We start from the raw sequence: 23,264 nt of genomic DNA on the forward strand, positions 1-23,264 counted from the left end.
GCCGGTGCTGGCCCGCCAACGACACTATGTGCGTTGCGTAACGCGATGACCCCTAGATGATGAACGGAAGGTAAACGCGATGCGAAGACCGGCGAGCCGGCCGGGGTCAGGCCCGTGGCGAGTGGGTCTCGATGGCGATGATGCCGGAGCTCGGATTGTCGGTCGAGAGGTGCACGACCGAGAATGCGCCGGTCTCGAGCGCAGCGGCATCCGAGAGGTAGGAGCCGGTCGTCGTACCGGTGGCGAGCGCGATCTCGCGCATGATCTCGGGGAGGATGGGGCCATGGGCGCAGATCACGGCCGTCTTGCGGGCGCGCACGCGTTTTCCGATCACGGTGCGCACGTCGCCGGTGCCATCGCCGTAGGAATCCTGGCTGATGAGTTCGGTGCGACGGATCTCGAGGCCGCACGCGACGGCGAGTGGCGTCACCGTCGTGACGCAGCGCGTAGCCGTGCTTGTCACGATGCGCTTGGGGCGCCATGCCGCGAGCGTGTCGACGATGCCGGCCGCCTGCTGCACGCCGCGCTCGGTGAGCGGGCGCGTCGCGTCGGGACCGTTCCAGTTCGACGGGCTCATCGCCTTCGCGTGACGCAGTGCGATGAGGGCGAAGGTGCGGGTGATGCCGGCGTCGACGAGGGCTGCGAAGGCTTCGAGGATCTCGACGTCGGTCGAGTAGCTCAGGTAACTCCTGGCCTTCTTGATCGTCACCCATTCGAGCGCGGCGACCTCGCCGTTCGGAACGAAGGTGGAGTGACGGATGGCGGCGTCCGTGATCTCGGCGGCCCAGTAGTGCACGATCTTCTCGCGACCGTTGCCGAGGGAGTAGCTGGACACCCCGACAGGAATCCCGAGGGCGACGGAGAGCCCGGTCTCCTCCTGGATCTCCCGCACGGCCGTGCGGGGCAATGACTCGCCCGGATCGACCTTGCCCTTCGGGATCGTGACATCGCCGTGCACGGTGCGATGGATGACGAGCACCATCGTCTTGCCTTCGACGACCCGCCAGCATACGGCTCCCGCCGCATAGACAGCCGTTGTCACCGTCGGTTCCCGGGTCGCTTGCGCTGCGCGATCTGCTGCATCAGCCTATTCTGCATGTCATCGAGCGGATGACCGGAATCGTCGAGGTGATGCCGTGTCCACTCTCCGCTCTCGTCGAGCCACCACGACGAGGTGCGCCCGTCGAGGGCACGTTCGAAGAGGGTGTCGACCTCGGCCAGGTGTGCCGGATCGGTGAGACGCACGAGTGCTTCTACCCTGCGGTCGAGGTTGCGGTGCATCATGTCCGCGCTGCCGATGTACGCTTGCGGGTCCCCGCCGTTGTGGAACGAGAAGATCCGGGAGTGCTCAAGGTAGCGGCCGAGGATGGAACGGACGCGGATGTTCTCGCTCATGCCCTCGACGCCCGGTTTGAGGCTGCAGATTCCGCGCACCCAGACGTCGACGGGCACTCCGGCGTTGCTCGCCCGGTACAGGGCGTCGATGATGGCCTCGTCGACGATGGAGTTGACCTTTATGCGGATGCCGCTCGGCTTGCCGGCGGCTGCGTTGGCCGTCTCGTCACCGATGCGCTTCAACAGGCCCTTGCGCAGGTGCAGAGGTGCGACGAGCAGGCGTTTGAACTTCTTCTCGATGGCGTAGCCGGAGAGCTCGTTGAACAGCCGGGTGAGGTCCTTGCCCACCTGGTCGTCGGCGGTCAGCAGGCCGAGATCCTCGTAGATGCGCGAGGTCTTCGGGTTGTAGTTGCCCGTGCCGATGTGGCTGTAGTGGCGCAGCTCGCCCTTCTCCTGTCGCACCACGAGGGCGAGCTTGCAGTGCGTCTTGAGGCCGACGAGCCCGTAGACCACGTGCACGCCGGCCTTCTCGAGCTTGCGCGCCCAGGAGATGTTGGCCTGCTCGTCGAAACGAGCCTTGATCTCGACGAGCGCGAGCACCTGCTTGCCGGATTCCGCCGCGTCGATGAGTGCCTCGACGATCGGGCTGTCTCCCGAGGTGCGGTAGAGAGTCTGCTTGATGGCGAGCACGTGCGGGTCGGCGGCAGCCTGCTCGATGAACGCCTGCACGCTCGTCGCGAACGACTCGTACGGGTGGTGCAGCAGCACGTCGCCGCGGGTGATCGACGCGAAGACATCCGGCTGCATATTGGGCTCGTGCGGCTGCAGGTGCACGCTCGTGGTGGGAACGTGCTTGGGGTAGTGCAGGTCCGGCCGATCGATCTTGGCGATGTCGAAGAGCCCGCCGAGGTCGAGCGGCGCGGGAAGCCGGAACACCTCCTGCTCGGTCACGTCGAGCTCACGCACGAGCAGGCCGAGCGTCACGCTGTCCATGTCATCGGTGACCTCGAGCCGGATGGGCGGCCCGAAGCGGCGGCGCAGGAGTTCCTTCTCGAGCGCTTTGATGAGGTTCTCGGTCTCGTCCTCGTCGACAACGACGTCCTCGTTGCGGGTGACGCGGAACACGTGGTGCTCCACGATCTCCATGCCGGGGAAGAGGTCGCCCAGATGGTTGGCGATGAGGTCCTCGAGGGTGATGAAGCGCTGGGTTCCGGCGACCGAGTCGATCTCGAGGAAGCGCGGGAGCATCTGCGGCACCTTGAGGCGGGCGAACTCCTGCTTGCCCGTCCTGGTGTTGCGCACCCGCACGGAGAGGTTGAGCGAGAGTCCGGAGATGTAGGGGAACGGGTGCGCAGGATCGACGGCGAGCGGCATGAGCACAGGGAAGATCTGCCGGGAGAAGTAGTCGTGCAGGCGGGACTGCTCTGCATCGTCGAGTTCGGCCCACGTGACGATGTTGATGCCGGCTTCGGCGAGAGCGGGGCGCACGTGGGTCTGGTACGCGGCGGCGTGCCGTTCCTGCAGCTCGTGGGCCTTGCCCGAGACATCCGACAGCACCTCCTGCGGCGCGCGTCCGACGTTGGTCGGCAAGGCGAGTCCGGTGAGGATGCGCCGCTTGAGGCCCGCGACGCGCACCATGAAGAACTCGTCGAGATTGCTGGCGAAGATGGCGAGGAAGTTGGCGCGTTCGAGCACGGGAACGGCGGCGTCCTCGGCGAGTTCGAGCACGCGCTGGTTGAACGCGAGCCAGCTCAACTCCCTGTCGAGGTAGCGCTCCTCGGGCAGCGTGGTGTCGCCCGCAGTGTCGAACGGCTCGAAGTCGTCGTCGAAGTCGCCCCCGAGCCCACTGTCAATGATGTTGTCGACATCCATCTGAACATCATGGCATCCGCGAGCACCCGAAGAACGGGCCCCCGGTAAACGAGAGGTTAACGCGACTCAGCTCGACGCCTGTGCGGCCTTCTCGTCGTCGTCATCGTGCACGTTGAAGCGATAGCCGACGTTGCGCACCGTTCCGATGAGCGACTCGAGGTCGCCGAGTTTCGCGCGCAGGCGCCGCACGTGCACATCGACGGTGCGCGTTCCGCCGAAGTAGTCGTAGCCCCACACCTCGCTGAGCAGCTGCTCGCGAGTGAACACCCGCGAGGGATGCGTCGCAAGAAAGCGGAGCAGCTCGAACTCCTTGTAGGTGAGGTCGAGCGGCCTGCCGCGCACCTTCGCAGAGTAGCTCGCCTCGTCGATGATGACACCCGAGGTCTGGATGCGCTCTGAGGCCTCTGGCGCGAGGCGCCCGACGGCGAGCCGTATGCGCGCGTCGATCTCGGCAGGCCCGGCTGAGTCGAGGACGACATCGTCGACCCCCCAGTCCGGACTCACCGCGGTGAGCCCGCCTTCCGTGAGCACGAGCAGCAGCGGGACGGTGTTGCCCGTCGTGCGCAGGATCTGGCAGAGCGCCTTGGCCTGCACCAGGTTCTGTCGGGCATCCACGAGGATCAGGTCGGAGTCCGGCGCAGAGATCAGTTGTTCGGCTTGAGCGGGAATGAGCCGCACCCGGTGACCGAGCAGCGCGAGCGCGGGAAGAACCTCATTGTTGACTGCCGACGTCAGGATCAACAACTGCGCCACGCGCATCCTCCAGCTTTATCGTGCCGCCCATCCTATCCTGACGCCCTCGCGGAGGGGTGCGGGGCAGAATAGACGCATGAGCGTCGAGACGGGCAGCGTGGGGAAGGCATGGAGGAGCGTCGCGCCGATCTGGCTGCTCGGGGCCCTGGGAATCGTCGTCGTCGCCGTCGTCGACGCGGAACACCGCCTCGCCGGGATCGGGCTCACACTCGCCGTGTGCACGGTCACGACCCTCGTCGTGCAACTCGCGACCCGACGCAAGGAAGGCTTCGTCGACAGGATCACCATGAGCGTCATCGGCGCCGTCGTGCTCCTCGCCGTCGCCACCGTCGTGTTCGCCCTCGTGGCGGCGAGCACCGGCGCTGCCCTCGTCACCGGTTAGACTCTCGGTATGTCGATGCTCGCACTCGAACTCTTCTTCGTCGGCCTCCTCGCCCTGGCAAGTCTCGCCATCGCCTGGGTGTCGGGCGTCGTGCTCTTCAAGCTCTTCCGGGGGCAGCGGTAGCGTGTCATGATCGAGCTCCCCTCCGGGTTGCCGGCTGAACTCGTTCCGCTCTCCTGGCTCGTCGGTGTCTGGGAAGGCTCAGGCGTGCTCGACTACGCGATCGGCGATGAGAAGGTCACCCGTGAGTTCGGTCAGCGGGTGAGCTTCAGCCACGACGGGCTGCCGCACCTCAACTACAGCTCGTACACCTGGCTGTTCCCCGAGCCGGGGGGCGACGAGCCGAAGCCCCTCGCCACCGAGACCGGATATTGGCGCCTCGCCCGCCCGCTCACCGACGCGGATCCCGGCCCCGCTATGCTCCCGGGCGTCGGCGAGCGCGTCTTCGACACCGCCGAAGCGGTCGAGACCCTGCGCAACGCCGACGGCGGTTTCGACGTCGAGGTCTCGCTCGTGCACCCGGGCGGGGTCAGCGAGCTCTACCTGGGCCAGGTCAAGGGTCCGCGCATCGATCTCGCGACGGACGCCGTGATGCGCACTCGCGGCGCAAAGAACTACTCGGCCGCGACCCGGCTCTACGGGCTCGTCGACAACCATCTGCTCTGGGCGTGGGACATCGCCGCGCTCGGGCAGGATCTGCGCACACACGCCTCCGGGCGTCTCGCCAAGATGGAATGAGCATCGTGACCGACAATCCGTTCCTCCGGCTCTCCGGCGCTGTGCAGGCCGAGGGCATCGACCTGGGCGTCGCAGCCCACTACGGCAACCCGATGATCGAGCAGCGTCATCTGCTGGCCGGCACCGCGATCGTCGATCTCTCGCATCGCGGCGTGCTCAGCGTGTCCGGACCGGACCGCCTGATCTGGCTCAACTCCGTCGCCACCCAGCGCCTCGATCGTCTCGAGCCGGGGGAGTCCGCCGAGACGCTGCTGCTCGACGGCACAGGACGCATCGAGCACGACATCCGGGTTCTCGACGACGGGACGACGACCTGGCTGCTCGTCGAGGCGGGTGAGCTGCCCGGCCTGCACGCCTGGCTCGACAGCATGCGCTTCATGCTGCGCGTCGAGGTCGCCGACCGCACGGCCGAGTTCGCGACGATCGGCTCGATGGCGGCCGACCCGGCCGCCGAGAGTGCGTCGGTCCGTCTCGCCGCCGCCGCTCCCAACGGGCTGCCGCTCGTCTGGCACGATCCGTGGGCCGTGGTCACCCGAGGGGGCTGGCAGTATGCGGCACCGGAGGGACATCCGGCAGCCGACTGGCGGTGGAGCGAGGTGCTCGTGCCGCGCGAAGAGCTCGTCGTGCTCGTTGCACGGGTGGAATCCGCCGACTCCGGCGTCGCGGGAGTGCTCGCGCTCGAGGCTCTCCGCATCGCCGCGTGGCGTCCGCGGCGCGCGACCGAGGTCGACCAGAAGACCATCCCGCACGAGCTCGACTGGCTGCGCTCCGCCGTGCACCTCGACAAAGGGTGCTACCGCGGACAAGAGACCGTCGCCAAGGTGCACAACCTCGGGCATCCGCCTCGCCGTCTTGTGATGCTGCATCTCGACGGTTCGGACACCGTACTGCCGCTGCACGGCGACGAGGTGTTCGCCGAGAAGACCAGACCAGAGGCGGAAGCCGGATGGCGCGTCGTCGGAGCCGTCACATCGGCCGCGCTGCACCATGAGCTCGGCCCGATCGCGCTCGCCGTGATCAAACGCGCCGTGCCGGTGTCGGTCCCGCTCGAGGTGCATTCGCACGGCGAGGTCGTCGCGGCGAGCCAGGTCGTCGTCGTGCCCCCTGGAGCGGGGGCCGCAGCCGACGTGCCGCGATTGCCCCGCCTCGGCGTTCGCGGGCTCTAGGCGGCTTCTCGCGCGTCGGTCGCGTCACGCCCTGCGGTCTGTCAGCTCGGCGATGGCGGCAGCTGTGACGACGAGCGCAGTCGACTCTCGCGGATCAGTAGAGTGGAAGCCATGACTGCGCCTCACACTCTCATTCTGCTGCGTCATGGAAACAGCACCTGGAACCAGGCCAACCTCTTCACCGGCTGGGTGGATGTGCGCCTCAGCGAGCAGGGCGAGACAGAGGCGAGGCGAGCCGGAGAGCTGCTCTCGGAGTCCGGCCTGCTGCCGGACGTGCTGCACACCTCGGTGCTCACGCGCGCGATCCAGACCGCCAACATCGCCCTCGACGTCGCCGACCGCGCGTGGATCGACGTCCGCCGTAGCTGGCGTCTCAACGAGCGTCACTACGGCGCGCTGCAGGGGCTCGACAAGGCGGAGACGCTGGGGAAGTACGGGCCGGAGCAGTTCCAGCTCTGGCGTCGTTCCTTCGACGTCCCGCCGCCGGCCCTGGCCGACGGCTCCGAGTACTCGCAGGTGGGCGACCCTCGCTATGCGGGGCTGGCCGATGCCGAGCTGCCTCGCACCGAGTGCCTCAAGGACGTCATCGTGCGCATGCTGCCGTACTGGGAGTCGGACATCTCGAATGACCTCCGCGCGGGCAGGACCGTGCTCGTCACCGCTCACGGCAACTCGCTGCGCGCGCTCGTGAAGCACCTTGACGGCATCGGCGACGATGACATCGCCGAGCTCAACATCCCCACAGGCATCCCGCTCGTCTACACGCTCGGCGGTGATCTCATGCCGCTCGAGCCCGGAGAGTATCTCGACCAGGAGGCCGCTGCGGCCGGCGCAGCCGCCGTAGCAGCCCAGGGCAGGAAGTGACGGCCGTAGAGCGCTGACGAGAGTCAGCCGTCGCCCGCCTCTCAGCGGGAGGCGTCCGAGGAGTGGTCCGGGTCCCAATCGCCGGTTGCGAGGTACTGGACTTTCTTTGCGATCGAGACCGCGTGGTCTGCGAAGCGCTCGTGGTACCGGCTGGCGAGGGTGGCGTCGACGGTGTCGGCTGCCTCGCCCTTCCAGGTCTCTCCGAGGACCTTGTCGAACACGCTGAGGTGCAGGGCGTCGATCTTGTCGTCCTCGTTGCGAATGGTCTCGGCGAGCTGCATGTCCTCGGCCTTGAGGAGCTCGGTGAGTTTGTTCGCGATCTCGACGTCGAGGCGTCCCATCTCGGCGAAGGTGCCGCGCAGGGTCTTGGGCACGACCTTGTCGGGGAAGCGATAGCGTGCGAGCTGCGCGATGTGCGTCGACATGTCGCCCATGCGTTCGAGCGATGCGCTGATCCGCAGCGCGCTCACGACGATGCGCAGGTCGCGGGCGACGGGCTGCTGGCGGGCGAGGATCGTGATGGCGAGTTCGTCGAGCGTGATGGTCAGCCCGTCGATCTTGCTGTCGTCGGCGATGACCTCCTCTGCGAGGCTCACATCGGAGTCGTTGAACGCTCTGGTCGCCTTGTCGATCGACACGGCGACGAGCTCCGATATCTCGACGAGCCGGTCCTGCACCTCGCGGAGCTCCTGCTGAAAAACCTCACGCATGAGTATTTTGGTCCTTCCTACCCTGCGCGCATGCGCGGGCGATTGAGACCCGCCTGGCCCCCGGCTCATGATGCCGTCGCCAGGTTAACAGCTGGTGCCGCAGGCCTGAACACTCCCTGAAGGAGTATCGCTCGATCCGCGATCCGGACGGGCGAGGTCGATGGATTCACTACTCTAGTGGCATGGACTCCACGTGGTTGGTGCTGATCTCTCTGGCACTAGGCCTTGCGGTAGGTGCGGGTTTCGTCGCACTCCTGCACGTCGCCGAGCGACGCGGGGCACGTGCCGCCGAGGTCGTGAGTCCCACCATCCCCGACGGCATCGACCAGGTGCTCGAGGCGCTCGAGTCGGCCGGCGTCGTGCTCGACCCCTCCCACAACGTTATGAAGGCCTCCCCAGGCGCGCTCTCGATGGGACTCGTCTGGAACGGCGGGCTCGTGCATCCTGAGCTCGTGGAACTGGTCGACGGCGTGCGCCGGACGGGCGAGGCCGTGAGCAAGGAGCTCGTCATCACGCGCGGACCGTTCGGTGACGCGAGCATGTACCTGCGCGTGCGGCTCGCCAGGCTCGGCACCCGTTTCGTGCTGCTGCTCGCGGAGGACCGCACCGAGACGCACCGACTCGACGAGGTGCGCCGCGACTTCGTCGCCAACATCAGCCATGAGCTCAAGACGCCGATCGCCTCGGTGAGTCTTCTGGCCGAGGCTCTCGACCAGGCGGCGGACGAGCCGGAGCAGGTGCGTCGTTTCGCCAACCGGCTCACAACGGAGTCCGGCCGCCTCGCTCGCATCACTCAGGAGATCATCGAGCTCAGCCGGTTGCAGGCGCAGGATGCCCTCGCGACGCCGCGACTCGTGAGCGTGGACGCCGTCGTGGCGGCGGCCGTCGACCAGAACCGCGTCGTCGCGGAGTCCCACGACGTGACCATCGTGGTCGGGCGTAGATCCAGGGTCGAGGTCTATGGAGACGAGACCCTGCTCGTCGTCGCCGTTCACAATCTCATCGCCAACGCCGTGCACTACTCCTCGGCCGGTTCCCACGTCGGGGTCGGAGTCAAGCATTTCGACGGGATCGTCGAGATCGCCGTCACGGATCAGGGGCTCGGCATTCCCGAAGAGGACATCGACCGCGTCTTCGAGCGCTTCTTCCGCGTGGACCAGGCGCGGTCACGCCACACTGGCGGCACTGGGCTCGGCCTGAGTATCGTCAAGCACGCCGTGCAGAACCACGGCGGCGACATCCGGGTATGGTCGCAGCCGGGTCATGGTTCCACGTTCACGATCCGTCTTCCGGAGGCGGTGCAGAACGTCGCCGGTACACACAATGCAGTCGAAGCAAATGGAGAGAACGTTGACACGTATCCTGCTGGTTGAAGACGAGAGCGCGCTGAGCGAACCGCTGAGCTTCTTGCTCGGACGCGAGGGCTACGAGGTCACGGTCGTCGCCGACGGCCCGAGCGCGATCAGTGAGTTCGAACGAACCGGCACTGACATGATCCTGCTCGACCTCATGCTCCCGGGGATACCCGGAACCGAGGTGTGCCGCGAGATCCGTCAGCGCTCCTCGGTTCCGATCATCATGCTCACCGCGAAGGACTCCGAGGTCGACATCGTCGTCGGTCTCGAACTCGGAGCCGACGACTACGTGACCAAGCCGTATTCCACCCGTGAGTTGCTCGCACGCATCCGTGCCGTGCTGCGACGTCAGATCGACACCGAGCACGACGACGAGAGCGTGCTCGAGGCCGGCACAGTGCGCATGGACATCGAACGACACACGGTAGCGGTCAACGGGGTCGACACTCCTATGCCGCTCAAGGAATTCGAGTTGCTCGAATTGCTGCTGCGCAATGCAGGGCGGGTGCTCACTCGCGGCCAGCTGATCGACAGGGTGTGGGGCACCGACTATTTCGGCGACACCAAGACCCTCGATGTGCACATCAAGCGGATTCGCTCGAAGATCGAGGCGGTTCCCTCGGAGCCCACGATGCTCGTCACCGTGCGCGGACTCGGGTACCGCTTCGAGGCCTAGCCTCCACGTGCCGCGGGCGGCCGGTTCATGCTCGGTTCAGCGAGCGGACTCCTGCCCGCAGCGCCCCAGCGACGCCTCAGTTTTCGACGTCGGCCGGAAGCAGCTCGGAATACTCCGGCAGGCCTCCGTCGAGCACGGGGATCAGCAGCTCCTTGCCGGATGCCTCGCCGTACTGGAAGAAGACGGGAACGAGTGAGCCGGGGATGCTGTCGATTCCACGGAGGATCACGACCTCGCCGTCGGGTTCACCGAGCACAGTGGTCGAATCGCCTGCGAGGACGACGTGCTGGGTGATCTTCTTGCCCTTCGACTCGAACTGGACGGCGAGGCGTGCGGCCGTTCCTGCCTTGTTGACGACGGTCACCACCAGGTTGCCGTCCGTCCCGGTCTCAGAGATGAGGATCGCATTGCGCACGTCGAGGTCGCCGATGTCGGCGCTGACCCCGTCGCTCGCGTCGTAGTGCTTCGTGGTTGCCTGCGGGGCGACGAGGTTGCATGCGCTCGTGCCGAGAAGAATGCCAGCCGCCAGAATGACCGATGCCGCGATACGCGCCCTCACAAGACCTCCAAAACGGTGGCGTCCTGCACGGCGACGGGCCGGGGACGCTGCGGAATTCGCTACGAGTTTAGCCTATGCGGTCGGCGAGCCCCGGAATGGTAAGGCGAACCTTACCAGGTAGCGCTTGTGGTATCCTATAGTTCGCTGAAGGGATATCAATTCATGCTTTTTGAGGTTGGCGAGACAGTCGTTTACCCCCACCACGGAGCCGCAACGATCACCGAGGTGAAGAAGAGAATCATCAAGGGTGAAGAGAAGCTCTACCTTAAGCTCAACGTCACACAGGGCGATCTCACGATCGAGGTTCCCGCCGAGAACGTGGACCTCGTCGGTGTTCGCGATGTGATCGGCAAAGAAGGACTCGACCGCGTCTTCGAGGTTCTGCGCGCTCCGTTCACCGAGGAGCCGACCAATTGGTCCCGCCGTTACAAGGCGAACCTCGAGAAGCTCGCGTCCGGAGACGTCATCAAGGTCTCCGAGGTCGTGCGCGACCTGTGGCGCCGCGACCAGGACCGCGGTCTCTCAGCGGGAGAGAAGCGCATGCTGGCCAAGGCTCGCCAGATCCTGATCTCAGAGCTCGCGCTCGCCGAGAAGACCGACGAGGAGAAGGCTTCGACCGTGCTCGACGAGGTTCTCGCCTCCTGATCCCCACCTCCTCGAGATGACGCGATCCGCTGTTCTCGGGAGGCGGAGGTGAACGATTGGCGTTAGCTCACGGTTCTGAGGACGGGCATGAGTGAGACGATGGTGCCGGACGCAGCAGTCGTTGTCGTCGCGGCGGGCAGCGGAACCCGACTCGGGCGGGCCGAGCCCAAGGCCTTCGTCTCTGTTATGGGTCGACCGTTACTTGCCTACGCCCTAGATGCCGTCTTCGGTATGGACCGGCCGGTCCAGGTCGTCGTCGTCGCGCCGCCGGGGTTCCTGGCTGAGGCACGTGCGATCGGCGAGGACGTCGCCGGGTCGGCATCCGGCCATCTTCGCGTCGTGGTCGGAGGCGCGACCCGGCAGAGCTCCGTCGCCGCCGGGCTCGCCGCGCTCGACCCTGCGATCGAAGTCGTGCTCGTGCACGATGCCGCACGTGCGCTCGCCCCGAGCGGTCTGCACGACGCCGTCGTCGCCGCGGTCCGCGAGAGCGGCGTGGGAGCCGTCCCGGGCCTCGCCGTCGTCGACACGATCAAGCGGGTGAATGCGGCCGGGGGAATACTCGGCACCGTCGACCGTTCCGAGCTCTCCGCCGTGCAGACCCCGCAGGGCTTTCCCCGCGATCTTCTCGAGGCCGCCTACGCCGCCTCCTCCAAAGAATTCACCGACGACGCCGCTCTCGTCGCATCGGCCGGTGGAACGGTCAGAATCGTCCCTGGCGACCCTCTCGCCTTCAAGGTGACGACGTCGTGGGACCTGCGGCGCGCGGAACAGCTCCTCGCCCCCGAGGCTCGTGCGAGCGCCCCCGGCGGTCTGCGCGTCGGGACCGGGGTCGACGTGCACGCCTTCGCCGCCGACATCGAGACCCCGCTCTGGCTCGCCGGACTGCACTGGCCCGGCCAGCCCGGTCTAGCCGGCCACAGCGACGGCGACGTGGTGAGCCATGCGATCTGCGATGCCCTGCTCTCGGCTGCGGGACTCGGCGACATCGGCGGAATCTTCGGCACGGACGATCCGCGCCTCGTCGACGCGCATGGCGAGGTGTTCCTGAGGGAGACCCTGCGCCTGATCGAGGCGGCGGGATACCGCGTGGGGAATGTGTCCGTGCAACTCGTCGGCAACCGTCCCGAGCTTGCGCCGCGCCGCGCCGAGGCCGAGGTCTTGCTCGGCGGTATCCTGGGAGCGCCAGTCTCCGTCTCGGCCACAACGACCGACTCGCTCGGTTTCACCGGTCGTGGTGAGGGTATCGCCGCGATCGCGACGGCGTTGTTGGTCCTCGTCCTTTGACGCCCTCTCGATCCGTGTCGATGTGCGGCGAACGCCCCGCCGCCGATCGGTAACAGTGCGGGGCCGCCGGTAGGCTTGCTGCGTGACCGTGCGACTCTACGACTCGAAGGCTCAGACGCTGCGCGACTTCGTTCCGATCACCCCGGGATGCGTCGGCATGTATGTCTGCGGGCCGACGGTCCAGTCGAGCCCGCACATCGGGCACCTGCGCAGCGCGCTCGTCTACGACCTGCTGCGGCGCTGGCTGAACTATCGCGGGTTCGACGTCACCTTCGTGCGCAACGTCACCGACATCGACGACAAGATCCTCGTCAATGCCGAGGACGGCAATGAGGAGTGGTGGGCGCTCGCGTACCGCTATGAGCTCGAGTTCACCGCCGGCTATCAACGGCTCGGCATCCTTGCCCCCACCTACGAGCCGCGTGCCACGGCGAGCGTCACCCAGATGCAGGAGATCATCGCGCGTCTGATCGAGCGCGGCCACGCGTACGCCGCGGACGATGGATCGGGCGACGTCTATTTCGACACGGGCAGCTGGCCGGGCTACGGTGAGCTCACCCGGCAGAGCCGCGACAACATGGAGGCGGCGACGGACGCGGATCCGCGCGGAAAACGCGATCCGCGCGACTTCGCGCTGTGGAAAGGGCACAAGGCGAACGAGCCGCAGTCGGCGGCGTGGGGCTCTCCGTGGGGACTCGGTCGACCGGGCTGGCACATCGAGTGCTCCGCCATGGCGGAGCGCTACCTCGGCACCCATTTCGATATCCACGGTGGCGGCCTCGATCTGCGCTTTCCGCACCACGAGAACGAACTCGCTCAGTCCACGGCGGCCGGCGACGAGTTCGCCAACTACTGGGTGCACAACGGCCTCGTCAATGTCGGTGGTCAGAAGATGTCGAAGTCGCTCGGCAATTCGATCTACGTCTCCGAACTGCTCGACTCGGCCCGTCCGATCGTGATCCGTTATTACCTCGGCGCGGCTCACTACCGTTCGACCCTCGACTATCATCCCGGTTCGCTCGATGAGGCCGAGGCCGCGCTCGATCGCATCGAGGGCTTCCTGGAACGTGCCGATCGACGGCTCGCCAACACCCGGTTCGCGTCTTCCGGTGTCGAGATCGTTCCCGACCCGTTCCAGGAAGCCCTCGACGACGACCTCGCGGTGCCGCAGGCGCTCGCCGTGCTGCACGAGACGGTGCGCGCCGGCAACGCCGCCCTCGACGCCGAAGACCTCGGCGCTGCGGCGTCAGCCCGGGGCCAGGTCGCGGCGATGACCGAGGTGCTCGGCATCAACCCGCGGTCGGCGGAGTGGACGGCCACGGACGACGTGGCGACTCGTCGCGCTCTCGACGCGCTCGTGACCCGGCTCATCGACGACCGTGCCGCTGCGCGCAGCAACAAGGACTACGCAGTGGCAGACCGCATCCGCGATGAGCTCATGGCGGCCGGCATCACCATCGAAGACACCCCGTCGGGTGCGCATTGGAGTCTTGGATCATGAAGAACAGCAGTGGGAAGCCCCGCGCCGGAGCCGTGAGGAAGGGCCGTAAGGGCCCTCAGGTCGGGTCGGGCGGTCAAGGACGTCAGGCTCTCGAGGGCCGTAAGCCGACTCCGAAAGCCGAGGACCGGCCGTACCATCCCGCGGGCAAGCGTAAGGCGGCCCAGGAGCGCTACGAGGCGGCCGGCGGCAAGGCGCGCGTGAGCGGACGAGGCGGTGCAGCGGCCCCTCGCGGCGCGAGTGGAGCTGCCCGCCGGTCCAAGTCGGGGGACGAGACGGAGATCGTGACGGGTCGTAACTCCGTCGTTGAGGCGCTCAGGGCCAGGATCCCTGCGACGGCGCTCTACGTCGCTGCCCGTGTCGAGATGGACGACCGCGTCAAAGAGGCGCTCAAGCTCGCCACGAGCCGCGGCATCGCAATCCTCGAGGTCATGCGCCCTGAGCTCGACCGACTCGCTGGCAGAGACAGCGTGCATCAGGGACTCGCGCTCAAGGTGCCGCCATATGAGTATGCGCATCCAGGAGAACTGCTCGACGAGGTCGTCGGGCGCGGTGAGACGCCGCTCTTCGTCGCGCTCGACGGCATCACCGACCCGCGCAACCTCGGCGCGATCATCCGTTCGACCGCCGCCTTCGGCGGGCACGGCGTGATCGTTCCGCAGCGCCGCTCCGTGGGCGTGACCGCCTCGGCGTGGAAGACCTCGGCGGGTGCCGCGGCACGCACACCCGTCGCCATGGCTCCCAACCTCACCCAGACACTCAAGGCGTTCAAAGATGCGGGTGTCTTCGTGCTCGGCCTCGATGGCGGCGGCGACGTCTCGCTGCCGGGCCTGGAACTCGCCGACCGTCCTGTCGTGGTGGTGGTCGGAAGCGAGGGTAAGGGTCTCTCGCGCCTCGTCACCGAGACGTGCGACGCGGTCGTGTCGATTCCGATCAGCGCCGCGACGGAGTCGCTCAACGCCGGCATCGCGGCGTCCGTCACGCTCTACGAGATCGCGCGCTTGCGCGCCATCTCCCGCTGAACAGTCGCCGGCGGGATCACACCTTGAGCCGCCAGTCCTCCTCGTCCTCAGAGTCGGCGGAGGCCATGTCGACGGGGACCGCGATGACGCCCGTCTGCGGGTCGATCACGGTCGCCTCGTCTCGGCGATGACGCAGGATGTCGTTGATGTATGAGGTGACCGCTTCGGCGAGCGGGATGTCGTGGCCGGCCTTCTGCGCCATGAACCAGCGATGTTCGAGCAGTTGATGGAAGACCTCGGCCGGCTCGAGCTTGCCCCTGAGGTCGCCGGGGATGGCGCGGACGACCGGTTCGAAGACGCGCATGAGCCACTCGTGGGCGACCATCTCCTCGTCGAACTCGGTCTTGCCGTAGCTCGCGCGATAGGAGTCGAGGTCGTTGAGTAGACGCCTGGCCTGGTTCTCCTCTGCGTCGAGTCCGGTCAGGCGCAGCAGTCGACGCTGGTGGTGGCCGGCATCGACGACCTTCGGCTGGATGCGCACCGTGGTACCGGTGTCATCTGTCTTGATCGCGAGTTCTTCGATGTCGAAGCCGAGATCGTTGAGACGGTTGACGCGCTCGCTGATGCGCCAACGCTCGGAGGACGCGAATGACTCGGATCCCGTCAGCTCCAGCCACAGTTTGCGGTAGGCCTCGACGATGCCATTGGAGATGCGGATGGGGTCGAGTTCGTCGGCGACGCGACCACCGGCCTCGAGATCCATGAGCTCGCCGGCGATGTTGACCCGGGCGATCTCGAGGTCGTTCTCGCGCTGCCCGTTCGACAGGCCGTCGTAGAGCTGGCCGGTCTCGGCGTCGACGAGATATGCCGCGAAGGCTCCTGCGTCGCGGCGGAACAGGGTGTTCGAGAGCGAGACGTCGCCCCAGAAGAAGCCGATGATGTGCAGGCGGACGAGCAGCACGGCGAGGGCGTCGACGAGCCGGGTCGCCGTATCTGGGCGCAGTGTCTGCGAGAAGAGGGCGCGGTAGGGCAAGGAGAACTTGAGATGTCGGGTGACGAGCACGGGCTTGAGCGGTTCGGCCTCGTCGTCGCTGCGGTTTGTGATGACCGCGACCGGCTCGACGCAGGGGATCTCGAGCCGCTGCAGGGTGCGCAGCATCTCGTACTCGCCCTTCGCCATCTCCGCCGTCGTCTCCTTGATGGCGACCACGTGCCCGCCGAGGTGGGCGAAACGCACGAGGTGACGTGAGATACCCTTCGGGAGCGAGACGATGTGCTCATTCGGCCAGGCGTCGAGCGGCAAGTCCCACGGCAGGTCGAGCAGGGCCGGGTCGGCCATCGCCGAGGTGATGTTGAGGGAACCACTCATGATGTGTTGAGCCTAGTCGGCGGCGGAGCCTTCTTCCGCCGACAAAGCGGGTTGCCCATCGGACGAGCGGGGCGCGCCTGTGTTGAGCGTCGGGGAAGAGCCCTCCTCCGCGAACGGTCTCGCGGGGGATGGCTCCGAAACGACGCGGCTAGTGCGCGATCGCCTTGTTGAGCAGACGTTCGCCGCTCTCGGCGTCGAAGACGTGCACGTGATGAGGGGTCGGGGTCAGCCACACCTTGTCGCCCGCGTTCGGGTGGGTGCGCCCGTCGACGCGCGCGACGATGTCGGTGCGCTTGCCCTCGACCGTCGAGTGGCCGTAGAGGTAGCCGTCGGCACCGAGTTCCTCGACGAGGTCGACATCCACTTCGAGGCCCTGGCCGGCTGTGGTCGACACGACGATGTCCTCGGGCCGGACGCCCGCCGTCACCGAGGTGCCGCTGGCGCTGTCGAGCGCCTGACGCTCGACAGCGACGATCGCGCTGCCGAACCGGATGCCGCCTTCGGCGATGTCGGCGTGGAACAGGTTCATGGCGGGGCTGCCGATGAAGCCGGCGACGAACACGTTGTTCGGCTGCTCATAGAGGTCGCGCGGGGTGCCGACCTGCTGCAGCAGGCCGTCCTTCAGCACGGCGATACGGTCGCCCATGGTGAGTGCCTCGGTCTGGTCGTGCGTGACGTAGACCGTGGTGACGCCGAGGCGGCGCTGGAGCGAGGCGATCTGGGTGCGGGTCTGCACGCGCAACTTGGCGTCGAGGTTCGACAACGGCTCGTCCATGAGGAACACCTGGGGTTGGCGCACGATGGCGCGGCCCATGGCGACACGTTGACGCTGACCGCCGGAGAGCGCCTTCGGCTTGCGGCTGAGGTAGGGCTCGAGATCGAGCAGTTTCGCAGCCTCGAGCACGCGGGCGGCGCGCTCGTCCTTGTTGACGCCCGCGATCTTCAGGGCGAAGCCCATGTTCTCTGCCACCGTCATGTGCGGGTAGAGCGCATAGTTCTGAAAGACCATGGCGATGTCGCGATCCTTCGGCGGAACGTCGGTGACGTTGCGATCGCCGATGAAGATGTTGCCGGCGTTGACCTCTTCGAGTCCGGCGAGCATCCGCAGCGAGGTCGACTTTCCGCAGCCGGAGGGTCCGACGAGCACGAGGAACTCGCCGTCGGCGACCTGGAGGTCGAGCTGATCGACGGCCGGACGGGTGCCGCCTGGGTAAAGGCGGGTTGCTTTGTCAAAGGTGACAGATGCCATGGTGTTTCTCCTTCACCGGCAGGTACGTGCCGGACGATCCGTTGTGATGGAATGCGTGGTCGCCGCCGGTCGACAGCGACCACCGACCAGTATCGCACGACATGGTGTGCTGCGGGGGCGTCGGCTCGGGCGGGCCCTGGCCGCCAGAGCGCTGGTCCTTCGGTTTCCGTCGTCCACCGCGCCCGCAGCTACCGTTTGGGCATTTCCCAGGGTCGAGCCCTACTATTTTGAGTGCATTTGCATATTTGCATGCGACCCCCAGTCCTCGGAGTGAGCACACATGACTAACGGCGGATCGAACGAGCCCCGTCCCACCAGGAACCAGCGACGCGAGGCTGCGCGCGAGAAGGCTCGACAGCTGCGTGAGGAGCAGCGGAAGAAGGACCGCCGCAACAAGTTCCTGCTTCAGGGCGGGATCGGACTCGCTGCGATCGCGATCGTCGCGATGGTCGCCCTCATCATCATGAACTCGATCCGCCCGGCCGGCCCAGGGCCGGCGAACATGGCGAGCGACGGCATCCTTATCGGCGAGGGCATGCAGACTGTCGAGACGACTGCGCTGAAGGCGGGAGAGGAGCCTCTCCCGTCGAAGCCGGACGAGACCGGAACGGTCGCCGACATCCGCGTCTACGTCGACTACCTGTGCCCGTTCTGCGGGCGGTTCGAGCGCGCGAACTCCAACCAGATCAAGCAGTGGGTCGATTCGGGAGCCGCGACCGTCGAGATCCACCCGATCTCCATCCTCACGAGCAAATCGGCGGGAACGCAGTACTCGCTGCGCTCCGCGAACGCCGCGGCCTGTGTCGCCAACTACTCGCCGAACGACTTCTTCGCGTTCAACAGCGCATTGTTCGTCGACCAGCCCGCCGAGGGCAGCCCAGGCCTCAGCAATGAAGAGATCAAGGGCAAGGTCAAGGATGCCGGCGTGAAGTCGACCACCGCGATCGACAAGTGCATCGACGACATGACCTTCAAGTCATGGGCCAGCGATGTGACCGAGCGTGCGTTGTCAGGTCCGATCCCGAATTCCGAGGTCAAGGCCGTCACGGGAACGCCGACCGTGCTCGTCAATGGCAAGCAGTACACGGGAGCGCTCGACGATCCCAAGGAGTTCGCGGCCTTTGTGCTGCAGGCGGCGGGGGAGACCTATTCGACCTCGACGCCGACTCCCACGCCTACGCCGGCGGGATAGTCGGCCGCTCCCGCTCTCGCGCTTCCTGAACTCGGGCTTCCTGAATCGGGCTCGGCCCAGCGAGGCAGGGCCGGATTCCCCGTGGCCCGGATGCAGGCCCTGCGCCGACCAGTTCGGAGGTGGGCGTGACCCCGATTCCCTGGCACGGATGCAGGGGCGTTGCAGGTGTGGTTGGCGGGGCAGCCCGTGATACGGATGCTGAGCGGCCCGCGGCGCGGGTGCGGGTGCGTCTTACCGCAGCCGCTTCGATCCGGGTGCGTCGAGTGGCAGTCCGTTCGGTCACCGATTTGAGGACGCAGGGCTCAGGGATTTGGCCGCGCCAACCGGTGAGCGGGTAAGGTTGTTCGGGGCCTCATGGCCCGTGCCGGCTTGGCGCAATTGGTAGCGCACCGCTCTTGTAAAGCGGGGGTTGTGGGTTCGAGTCCCATAGCCGGCTCTGTTGCCTTGGTTCCGCGCCGTTTGTTGCGGTTCGCGCCGTCCGCGACGGCGCGAACCGCAACAATGGCGCTGAGCACTGGTGCTCGTCTGGACCAGCACAGTGCGTCAGCGGGATACGCGCGTCAGCGCAGCACCGAGCTGAGCAGCAGGCTCGTCTCACTGTTGACCACGCCGTCGATCATGCGGATGCGACCGAGCACGGCATCGAACTCGATGAGGGTCTCGGTCTCCAGCTCGGCGACGAGATCCCAGCCGCCATTCGTGGTGTGCAGCGCGCGGATCTCCGGAAAGCCGCGCAGCCGGCGGATCACGTGGTCGGTCGTCCGGCCCTCGACCTCGATGAGGGCGATCGCGTGGATGCTCAACGGGTCGATCTCGTCACGCACGCGGACGGTGAAGCCGACGACGGTGCCGGATCTCATGAGCCGATCGAGCCGGCTGTTCACCGTGGCACGGGCGACCCCGAGACTGCGGGCAAGGCTCGCCACCGACGCCCGGCCGTCCTGCCGGAGCTCGGCGAGGAGGCGCCGGTCGAGTTCGTCCACAGTCATCATAGACATAATGTATATCCGAACTACGCAAAATAATAGATTTGTGTACTGATCGCTGAAGATTCAGCCATGGCGATTGCATATCGTCGAAGACTATTCTGTGGAAGGAAGAAGGGAACACACGGATGACGCGTTTTGTCGACGTTCACAACATGGTCAAGTGGGTCGCCGACACGGGGCCGGAGCGCATCATGGCCGGCATGGTCGACTACCTCGAAAGCGATTTTCGGCGTTGGGAGACCTTCGACAAGACCCCGCGTGTCGCGAGTCACACGCCCTTCGGCGTCATCGAGCTGATGCCCACGAGCGACTATGAGACCTACGGCTTCAAGTACGTCAACGGCCACCCATCCAACCCGGCTCGCGGATATCAGACGGTCACCGCTTTTGGCGTGCTCGCCGATGTGCATAACGGTTACCCCACCTTTCTCTCGGAGATGACCGTCTTGACGGCGCTCCGCACGGCGGCCACCTCGGCCATGGCGGCCAAGGCGCTCGCCCGCCCCGGCTCGGTTACGATGGCGATGATCGGTTCCGGCAGCCAGGCCGAGTTCCAGACGCTCGCGTTCCGCTCGACGCTCGGCATCGACACGCTGCGCATCTGGGACACCGATCCGGATGCCATGGCCAAGTTCGTGCGCAACGTCGCGCCGCTCGGCTTTCACGTGACCGTCGCCTCCAGCGCTGCGGATGCCGTGGACGGCGCCGACGTGATCACCACCTGCACGGCGGACAAGGCGCAGGCCACCATCCTCACCGCCGACCTTGTGCGCCCCGGAGTGCACATCAACGCGATCGGCGGCGACTGCCCTGGCAAGACCGAGCTTGAAGCCTCCATCCTGCGCTCGGCCGGCGTCTTCGTCGAGTTCGCCCCGCAGACGCGCATCGAGGGCGAGATCCAACAACTCGAGCCCGACTTCGCGGTGACGGAACTCTGGCAGGTGCTCGCCGGCCGTGCGCCCGGCCGCATCGACGATGCCCAGGTGACCGTTTTCGACTCGGTGGGCTTCGCGATCGAGGACTTCTCGGCACTGCGTTACGTGCGCGATGCCGTGTCCGGCACCGAGTACTCCGTCGAGATCGACCTCGTCGCCAGCCCAGGCGACCCGAAGGATCTCTTCGGACTCGTCGGCGCGCTCTCACCCGTCGGCTGATCTCGATGGCGGTCCAAGCCCCCGCGGCGGTCGTGCTCATCCGGCCGCACCACTTTCTGCCGAATCCGGATACGGCGGCCGATAATGCCTTCCAGGTCGTCGGTCACGCGGTCGAGACGCCTGCGGTGGCGCGTGCGGCCTTCGACGAGGTGACCGCCGCGGCAGCGACCCTCGAAGCGGCCGGTGTGACCGTGCATCTCTTCGAGGACACCGGAGCGGGGCGGCCTGACAGCGTCTTTCCGAACAACTGGCTCTCGACGCACTCGGGTGGGCACGTGGCGATCTTTCCGATGTTCGCCCCTAACCGCCGCACGGAGCGGCGGAGCGACATCGTCGAACTCCTGAAGAAGCGCTATCGCGTTCAAGACGTCATCGACTATTCCGGTCTCGAGTACGACGGCGTGTTCCTCGAGGGCACCGGGGCGATGGTGCTCGACCATGAGAGCCGTATCGCCTACGCCTGCCGTTCCAACCGGGCCGATCCGATCGCACTCGAGAGGTTCTGCACCAATTTCGGCTACGAGCCGATGGTGTTCGATGCCGCAGACGAGCACGGCACCCCGATCTACCACACCAACGTGCTCATGTGCATCGGAACCGATTTCGCGCTGATCGGGGCGGAACTCATCTCGTCAGCCGCCCGCCGAGGTGAAGTGGTCGACCGGCTCTCGGCTCACGGGCGGACCGTCGTCGAGCTCACGCCAGCGCAGATCCGCGACTTCTCCGGGAACGCCATGGAACTGGGCACGCCGGGCGGTCGTGTGCTGGCGTTGTCGAGCCGGGCGCTGCGGAGCCTCACCGTCGTGCAGAAGGCCACGATCGAGGCGTCCTGCACAATCGTTCCCCTCGACGTGCCCACGATCGAGCTGGCCGGTGGATCCGTGCGCTGCATGCTCGCGGGCATCCATCTGGATCCACGACCTGATGGCGGGCGCCTAGAATGACGCGGTGAGCGAGACGAGGAACACCGGAGTCATCGAGACCGCTCGCGCGCACGCCGTTCGCTCCGCGGTCCCCGTCTGGCTCGCTCTCGTCTTCGCCGGCGTCTGCGGTGCTCTCGTCGCGGTGCAGTCCCGAGTCAACGGCGAACTCGGCGACCGTCTCGGCGACGGCTTCGCAGCCGCCGCGATCTCGTTCGGCTCCGGTCTCGCCATTCTCTTCGCGACACTCGCTCTGTGGCGCCCTGGCCGGGTCGGTCTGCGCAGGGTCGTGGTCGCGGTGCGCGAGCGCCGGCTCAGCTGGTGGATGCTTCTCGGCGGGTGTGCCGGCGCGTTTCTGGTGCTCTCGCAGGGTCTCACGGCCGTGGCTCTCGGCGTCGCCCTCTTCACCGTCGCGATCGTGGCCGGCCAGACGATCAGCGGGCTCGTGCTCGACCTCACCGGTATCGCCCCGGGTGGCAAGCGCCGGCTCACCGTGCCGCGTGTGATCGGTGCGGTGCTCGCCCTCGGCGCGGTTGGCTGGGCGGTATCCGCGCAATTGCCGGGCGGCGTTCCGTTCTGGATGCTCGTCACGCCGTTCCTCGCAGGCCTGGGGATCGGGTGGCAGCAGGCCGTCAACGGCCGAGTGAAGGCGGTCGCCGGGAGCGCCATGAGTGCGACCCTGGTCAACTTCCTCAGTGGAACGATCGTCCTCGTCGTAGCGACGCTCGTGCACAGCATGGTCGTCGGCTGGCCCGATAGGCTGCCGAGCGAACCCTGGCTCTACGTCGGCGGCGCCATCGGTTGCGTCTTCATCGCCGGCGCCGCCCTGCTCGTGCGCATCACCGGCGTGCTGCTGCTCGGGCTCGCCACGATCGCAGGACAGCTCATCGCCGCGCTCGCGCTCGATCTGCTCGTGCCGAGCGTGTCGCATCCCGTCGGATTCTCGACGGTGGCCGGGACGATGCTGACGCTCGTCGCCGTGATCGTCGCGAGTGTCCCGTGGCGCAGGCCGGGCGTCAACGCAACGTCGTCAGGAAAGCACTCGGTGTGACCTTCTTCGTGTGCGAGGAACGCGTCCGGTCGGGCATACCTCCGACATAGAGCCATCCGAGCAGCTCTTCGTCCTTGCCGAGCCCGTGCATCTTGGCGACGGCTTTCGCTCGCGTGTGCGGCCCCGTACGCCAGATGACGCCCCATCCCGCGTCGTCGAGCAACAGGCTCAGCATGTGAGCGACCCCCGACGTCACCGCCTCCTGCTCCCAGCGGGGCACCTTCTCGCTCGGGACGTAGCTGGCGACGACGGCGAGGAGCAATGGCGCACGCAGCGGCTTGGCCGCGAGGGAGGACGCGTCGTCGCCATTCAGCCTCGCCGCCTTGGCAAGGGCTGATCCGAGCCGTTCCCGTGCTTTTCCGCGCAGCGCGATCAAGCGCCACGGGCTCAGCGAGCCGTGGTCGGCGATGCGTCCGGCCGCCGCGATGAGATGCAGCAGCTCCGAGCGTTTCGGCGCGGCGTCCGTGACCCGGGAATAGGAGCGACGCGAGAGGATCGCTTCGTAGAGGGCGGACTCCGGGGGAGAGGAGGCGGACACGGC

The 23,264-nt window shown here is 66.8% G+C and carries 23 protein-coding genes and 1 tRNA gene; 15 read left to right on the forward strand and 9 right to left on the reverse strand.

Going from position 1 to position 23,264, the window contains the following annotated elements; translation table 11 throughout:
* Positions 1 to 106: 106 nt before the first annotated feature.
* The 3 genes from ACFQB0_RS12950 to ACFQB0_RS12960 form a co-directional block, all read right to left on the reverse strand.
* Entirely contained in the window at positions 107 to 1,042 is a 936-nt protein-coding gene (locus ACFQB0_RS12950) for an NUDIX hydrolase (protein WP_386732329.1), read from the reverse strand.
* Positions 1,039 to 3,207, reverse strand: a complete 2,169-nt coding sequence (locus tag ACFQB0_RS12955) for an RNA degradosome polyphosphate kinase (RefSeq protein ID WP_386732332.1) — start codon at positions 3,205 to 3,207, stop codon at positions 1,039 to 1,041. The genes ACFQB0_RS12950 and ACFQB0_RS12955 overlap by 4 nt, the downstream gene beginning before the upstream one ends.
* 66 nt (positions 3,208 to 3,273) lie before the next feature.
* The gene (locus ACFQB0_RS12960) at positions 3,274 to 3,960 is read right to left on the reverse strand and encodes a winged helix-turn-helix domain-containing protein (protein WP_386732334.1); all 687 of its coding nucleotides are present in this window, start codon (positions 3,958 to 3,960) and stop codon (positions 3,274 to 3,276) included.
* Positions 3,961 to 4,036: 76 nt separating this feature from the next.
* Between ACFQB0_RS12960 and ACFQB0_RS12965 the strand changes: the two genes are divergently transcribed.
* The 4 genes from ACFQB0_RS12965 to ACFQB0_RS12980 all read left to right on the forward strand — a co-directional run bounded on the left by ACFQB0_RS12965 (position 4,037) and on the right by ACFQB0_RS12980 (position 7,110).
* Positions 4,037 to 4,342: a hypothetical protein gene (locus ACFQB0_RS12965; protein ID WP_386732336.1), complete on the forward strand. Its 306-nt coding sequence runs from the start codon at positions 4,037 to 4,039 to the stop codon at positions 4,340 to 4,342.
* 129 nt (positions 4,343 to 4,471) lie between these two features.
* Complete coding sequence (locus ACFQB0_RS12970; RefSeq protein ID WP_386732338.1) at positions 4,472 to 5,080, forward strand: nitrobindin family protein; 609 nt, start codon at positions 4,472 to 4,474, stop codon at positions 5,078 to 5,080.
* On the forward strand, positions 5,077 to 6,246 hold the full coding sequence (gene ygfZ / locus ACFQB0_RS12975; protein ID WP_386732341.1) for a CAF17-like 4Fe-4S cluster assembly/insertion protein YgfZ: 1,170 nt from the start codon (positions 5,077 to 5,079) through the stop codon (positions 6,244 to 6,246). Before ACFQB0_RS12970 ends, ygfZ begins: the two co-directional genes overlap by 4 nt.
* A 111-nt stretch (positions 6,247 to 6,357) precedes the next feature.
* A complete protein-coding gene (locus tag ACFQB0_RS12980; RefSeq protein WP_386732343.1) occupies positions 6,358 to 7,110 on the forward strand; it encodes a phosphoglyceromutase in 753 nt (250 codons plus the stop codon).
* A 41-nt stretch (positions 7,111 to 7,151) separates the two neighbouring features.
* Here the strand turns inward: ACFQB0_RS12980 and phoU are convergent, their stop codons facing one another.
* Entirely contained in the window at positions 7,152 to 7,820 is a 669-nt protein-coding gene (phoU, locus tag ACFQB0_RS12985) for a phosphate signaling complex protein PhoU (protein WP_386732345.1), read from the reverse strand.
* A gap of 182 nt (positions 7,821 to 8,002) precedes the next feature.
* On the opposite strand from phoU, the gene ACFQB0_RS12990 reads away from it, so the two are divergent.
* Complete coding sequence (locus ACFQB0_RS12990; RefSeq protein WP_386732348.1) at positions 8,003 to 9,193, forward strand: sensor histidine kinase; 1,191 nt, start codon at positions 8,003 to 8,005, stop codon at positions 9,191 to 9,193.
* The gene (locus tag ACFQB0_RS12995) at positions 9,171 to 9,851 is read left to right on the forward strand and encodes a response regulator (protein WP_386732350.1); all 681 of its coding nucleotides are present in this window, start codon (positions 9,171 to 9,173) and stop codon (positions 9,849 to 9,851) included. The genes ACFQB0_RS12990 and ACFQB0_RS12995 overlap by 23 nt, the downstream gene beginning before the upstream one ends.
* Before the next feature lie 76 nt (positions 9,852 to 9,927).
* Here the strand turns inward: ACFQB0_RS12995 and ACFQB0_RS13000 are convergent, their stop codons facing one another.
* Entirely contained in the window at positions 9,928 to 10,410 is a 483-nt protein-coding gene (locus ACFQB0_RS13000) for a hypothetical protein (RefSeq protein ID WP_386732352.1), read from the reverse strand.
* A 162-nt stretch (positions 10,411 to 10,572) separates the two neighbouring features.
* On the opposite strand from ACFQB0_RS13000, the gene ACFQB0_RS13005 reads away from it, so the two are divergent.
* The 4 genes from ACFQB0_RS13005 (at position 10,573) to rlmB (ending at position 14,859) form a co-directional block, all read left to right on the forward strand.
* Positions 10,573 to 11,055, forward strand: coding sequence for a CarD family transcriptional regulator (locus tag ACFQB0_RS13005; RefSeq protein ID WP_055811864.1), 483 nt, complete (start codon positions 10,573 to 10,575; stop codon positions 11,053 to 11,055).
* An 87-nt stretch (positions 11,056 to 11,142) separates the two neighbouring features.
* Complete coding sequence (ispD, locus tag ACFQB0_RS13010) at positions 11,143 to 12,339, forward strand: 2-C-methyl-D-erythritol 4-phosphate cytidylyltransferase (RefSeq protein ID WP_386732355.1); 1,197 nt, start codon at positions 11,143 to 11,145, stop codon at positions 12,337 to 12,339.
* A gap of 82 nt (positions 12,340 to 12,421) precedes the next feature.
* Complete coding sequence (gene cysS, locus ACFQB0_RS13015; RefSeq protein ID WP_386732357.1) at positions 12,422 to 13,840, forward strand: cysteine--tRNA ligase; 1,419 nt, start codon at positions 12,422 to 12,424, stop codon at positions 13,838 to 13,840.
* Entirely contained in the window at positions 13,837 to 14,859 is a 1,023-nt protein-coding gene (gene rlmB / locus ACFQB0_RS13020) for a 23S rRNA (guanosine(2251)-2'-O)-methyltransferase RlmB (RefSeq protein ID WP_386732360.1), read from the forward strand. Before cysS ends, rlmB begins: the two co-directional genes overlap by 4 nt.
* Positions 14,860 to 14,875: 16 nt before the next feature.
* On the opposite strand, the gene ACFQB0_RS13025 is transcribed toward rlmB, so the two are convergent.
* Together ACFQB0_RS13025 and ACFQB0_RS13030 are read right to left on the reverse strand one after the other, a co-directional pair.
* The gene (locus tag ACFQB0_RS13025; RefSeq protein WP_386732362.1) at positions 14,876 to 16,168 is read right to left on the reverse strand and encodes a DUF4032 domain-containing protein; all 1,293 of its coding nucleotides are present in this window, start codon (positions 16,166 to 16,168) and stop codon (positions 14,876 to 14,878) included.
* 148 nt (positions 16,169 to 16,316) lie between these two features.
* Positions 16,317 to 17,417: an ABC transporter ATP-binding protein gene (locus ACFQB0_RS13030; protein ID WP_386732365.1), complete on the reverse strand. Its 1,101-nt coding sequence runs from the start codon at positions 17,415 to 17,417 to the stop codon at positions 16,317 to 16,319.
* Between the two features lie 280 nt (positions 17,418 to 17,697).
* On the opposite strand from ACFQB0_RS13030, the gene ACFQB0_RS13035 reads away from it, so the two are divergent.
* Positions 17,698 to 18,609, forward strand: coding sequence for a DsbA family protein (locus ACFQB0_RS13035; RefSeq protein ID WP_386732368.1), 912 nt, complete (start codon positions 17,698 to 17,700; stop codon positions 18,607 to 18,609).
* Positions 18,610 to 18,972: 363 nt separating this feature from the next.
* Positions 18,973 to 19,045: transfer RNA gene (locus ACFQB0_RS13040), tRNA-Thr, on the forward strand.
* Between the two features lie 124 nt (positions 19,046 to 19,169).
* Here ACFQB0_RS13040 and ACFQB0_RS13045 read toward each other — a convergent pair.
* Positions 19,170 to 19,601 (reverse strand): Lrp/AsnC family transcriptional regulator, encoded by a 432-nt coding sequence (locus ACFQB0_RS13045; RefSeq protein ID WP_386732370.1) that lies wholly within the window; start codon positions 19,599 to 19,601, stop codon positions 19,170 to 19,172.
* 122 nt (positions 19,602 to 19,723) lie between these two features.
* Between ACFQB0_RS13045 and ACFQB0_RS13050 the strand changes: the two genes are divergently transcribed.
* Genes ACFQB0_RS13050 through ACFQB0_RS13060 form a run of 3 tightly spaced genes read left to right on the forward strand, consistent with a single transcriptional unit; the run spans position 19,724 to position 22,723 of the window.
* Positions 19,724 to 20,752: an ornithine cyclodeaminase gene (locus tag ACFQB0_RS13050; RefSeq protein WP_386732372.1), complete on the forward strand. Its 1,029-nt coding sequence runs from the start codon at positions 19,724 to 19,726 to the stop codon at positions 20,750 to 20,752.
* Positions 20,753 to 20,757: 5 nt separating this feature from the next.
* On the forward strand, positions 20,758 to 21,696 hold the full coding sequence (ctlX, locus tag ACFQB0_RS13055) for a citrulline utilization hydrolase CtlX (RefSeq protein WP_386732375.1): 939 nt from the start codon (positions 20,758 to 20,760) through the stop codon (positions 21,694 to 21,696).
* A 4-nt stretch (positions 21,697 to 21,700) separates the two neighbouring features.
* Positions 21,701 to 22,723 carry a DMT family transporter gene (locus ACFQB0_RS13060; RefSeq protein ID WP_386732378.1) on the forward strand — a complete coding sequence of 341 codons (1,023 nt, stop codon included), beginning with the start codon at positions 21,701 to 21,703 and terminating at the stop codon, positions 22,721 to 22,723.
* On the opposite strand, the gene ACFQB0_RS13065 is transcribed toward ACFQB0_RS13060, so the two are convergent.
* A complete protein-coding gene (locus ACFQB0_RS13065) occupies positions 22,689 to 23,261 on the reverse strand; it encodes a nitroreductase family protein (protein WP_386732381.1) in 573 nt (190 codons plus the stop codon). The genes ACFQB0_RS13060 and ACFQB0_RS13065 overlap by 35 nt on opposite strands.
* Positions 23,262 to 23,264: the final 3 nt, after the last annotated feature.

Source organism: Luethyella okanaganae (genome assembly GCF_042660285.1).
Lineage (GTDB): Bacteria > Actinomycetota > Actinomycetes > Actinomycetales > Microbacteriaceae > Luethyella > Luethyella okanaganae.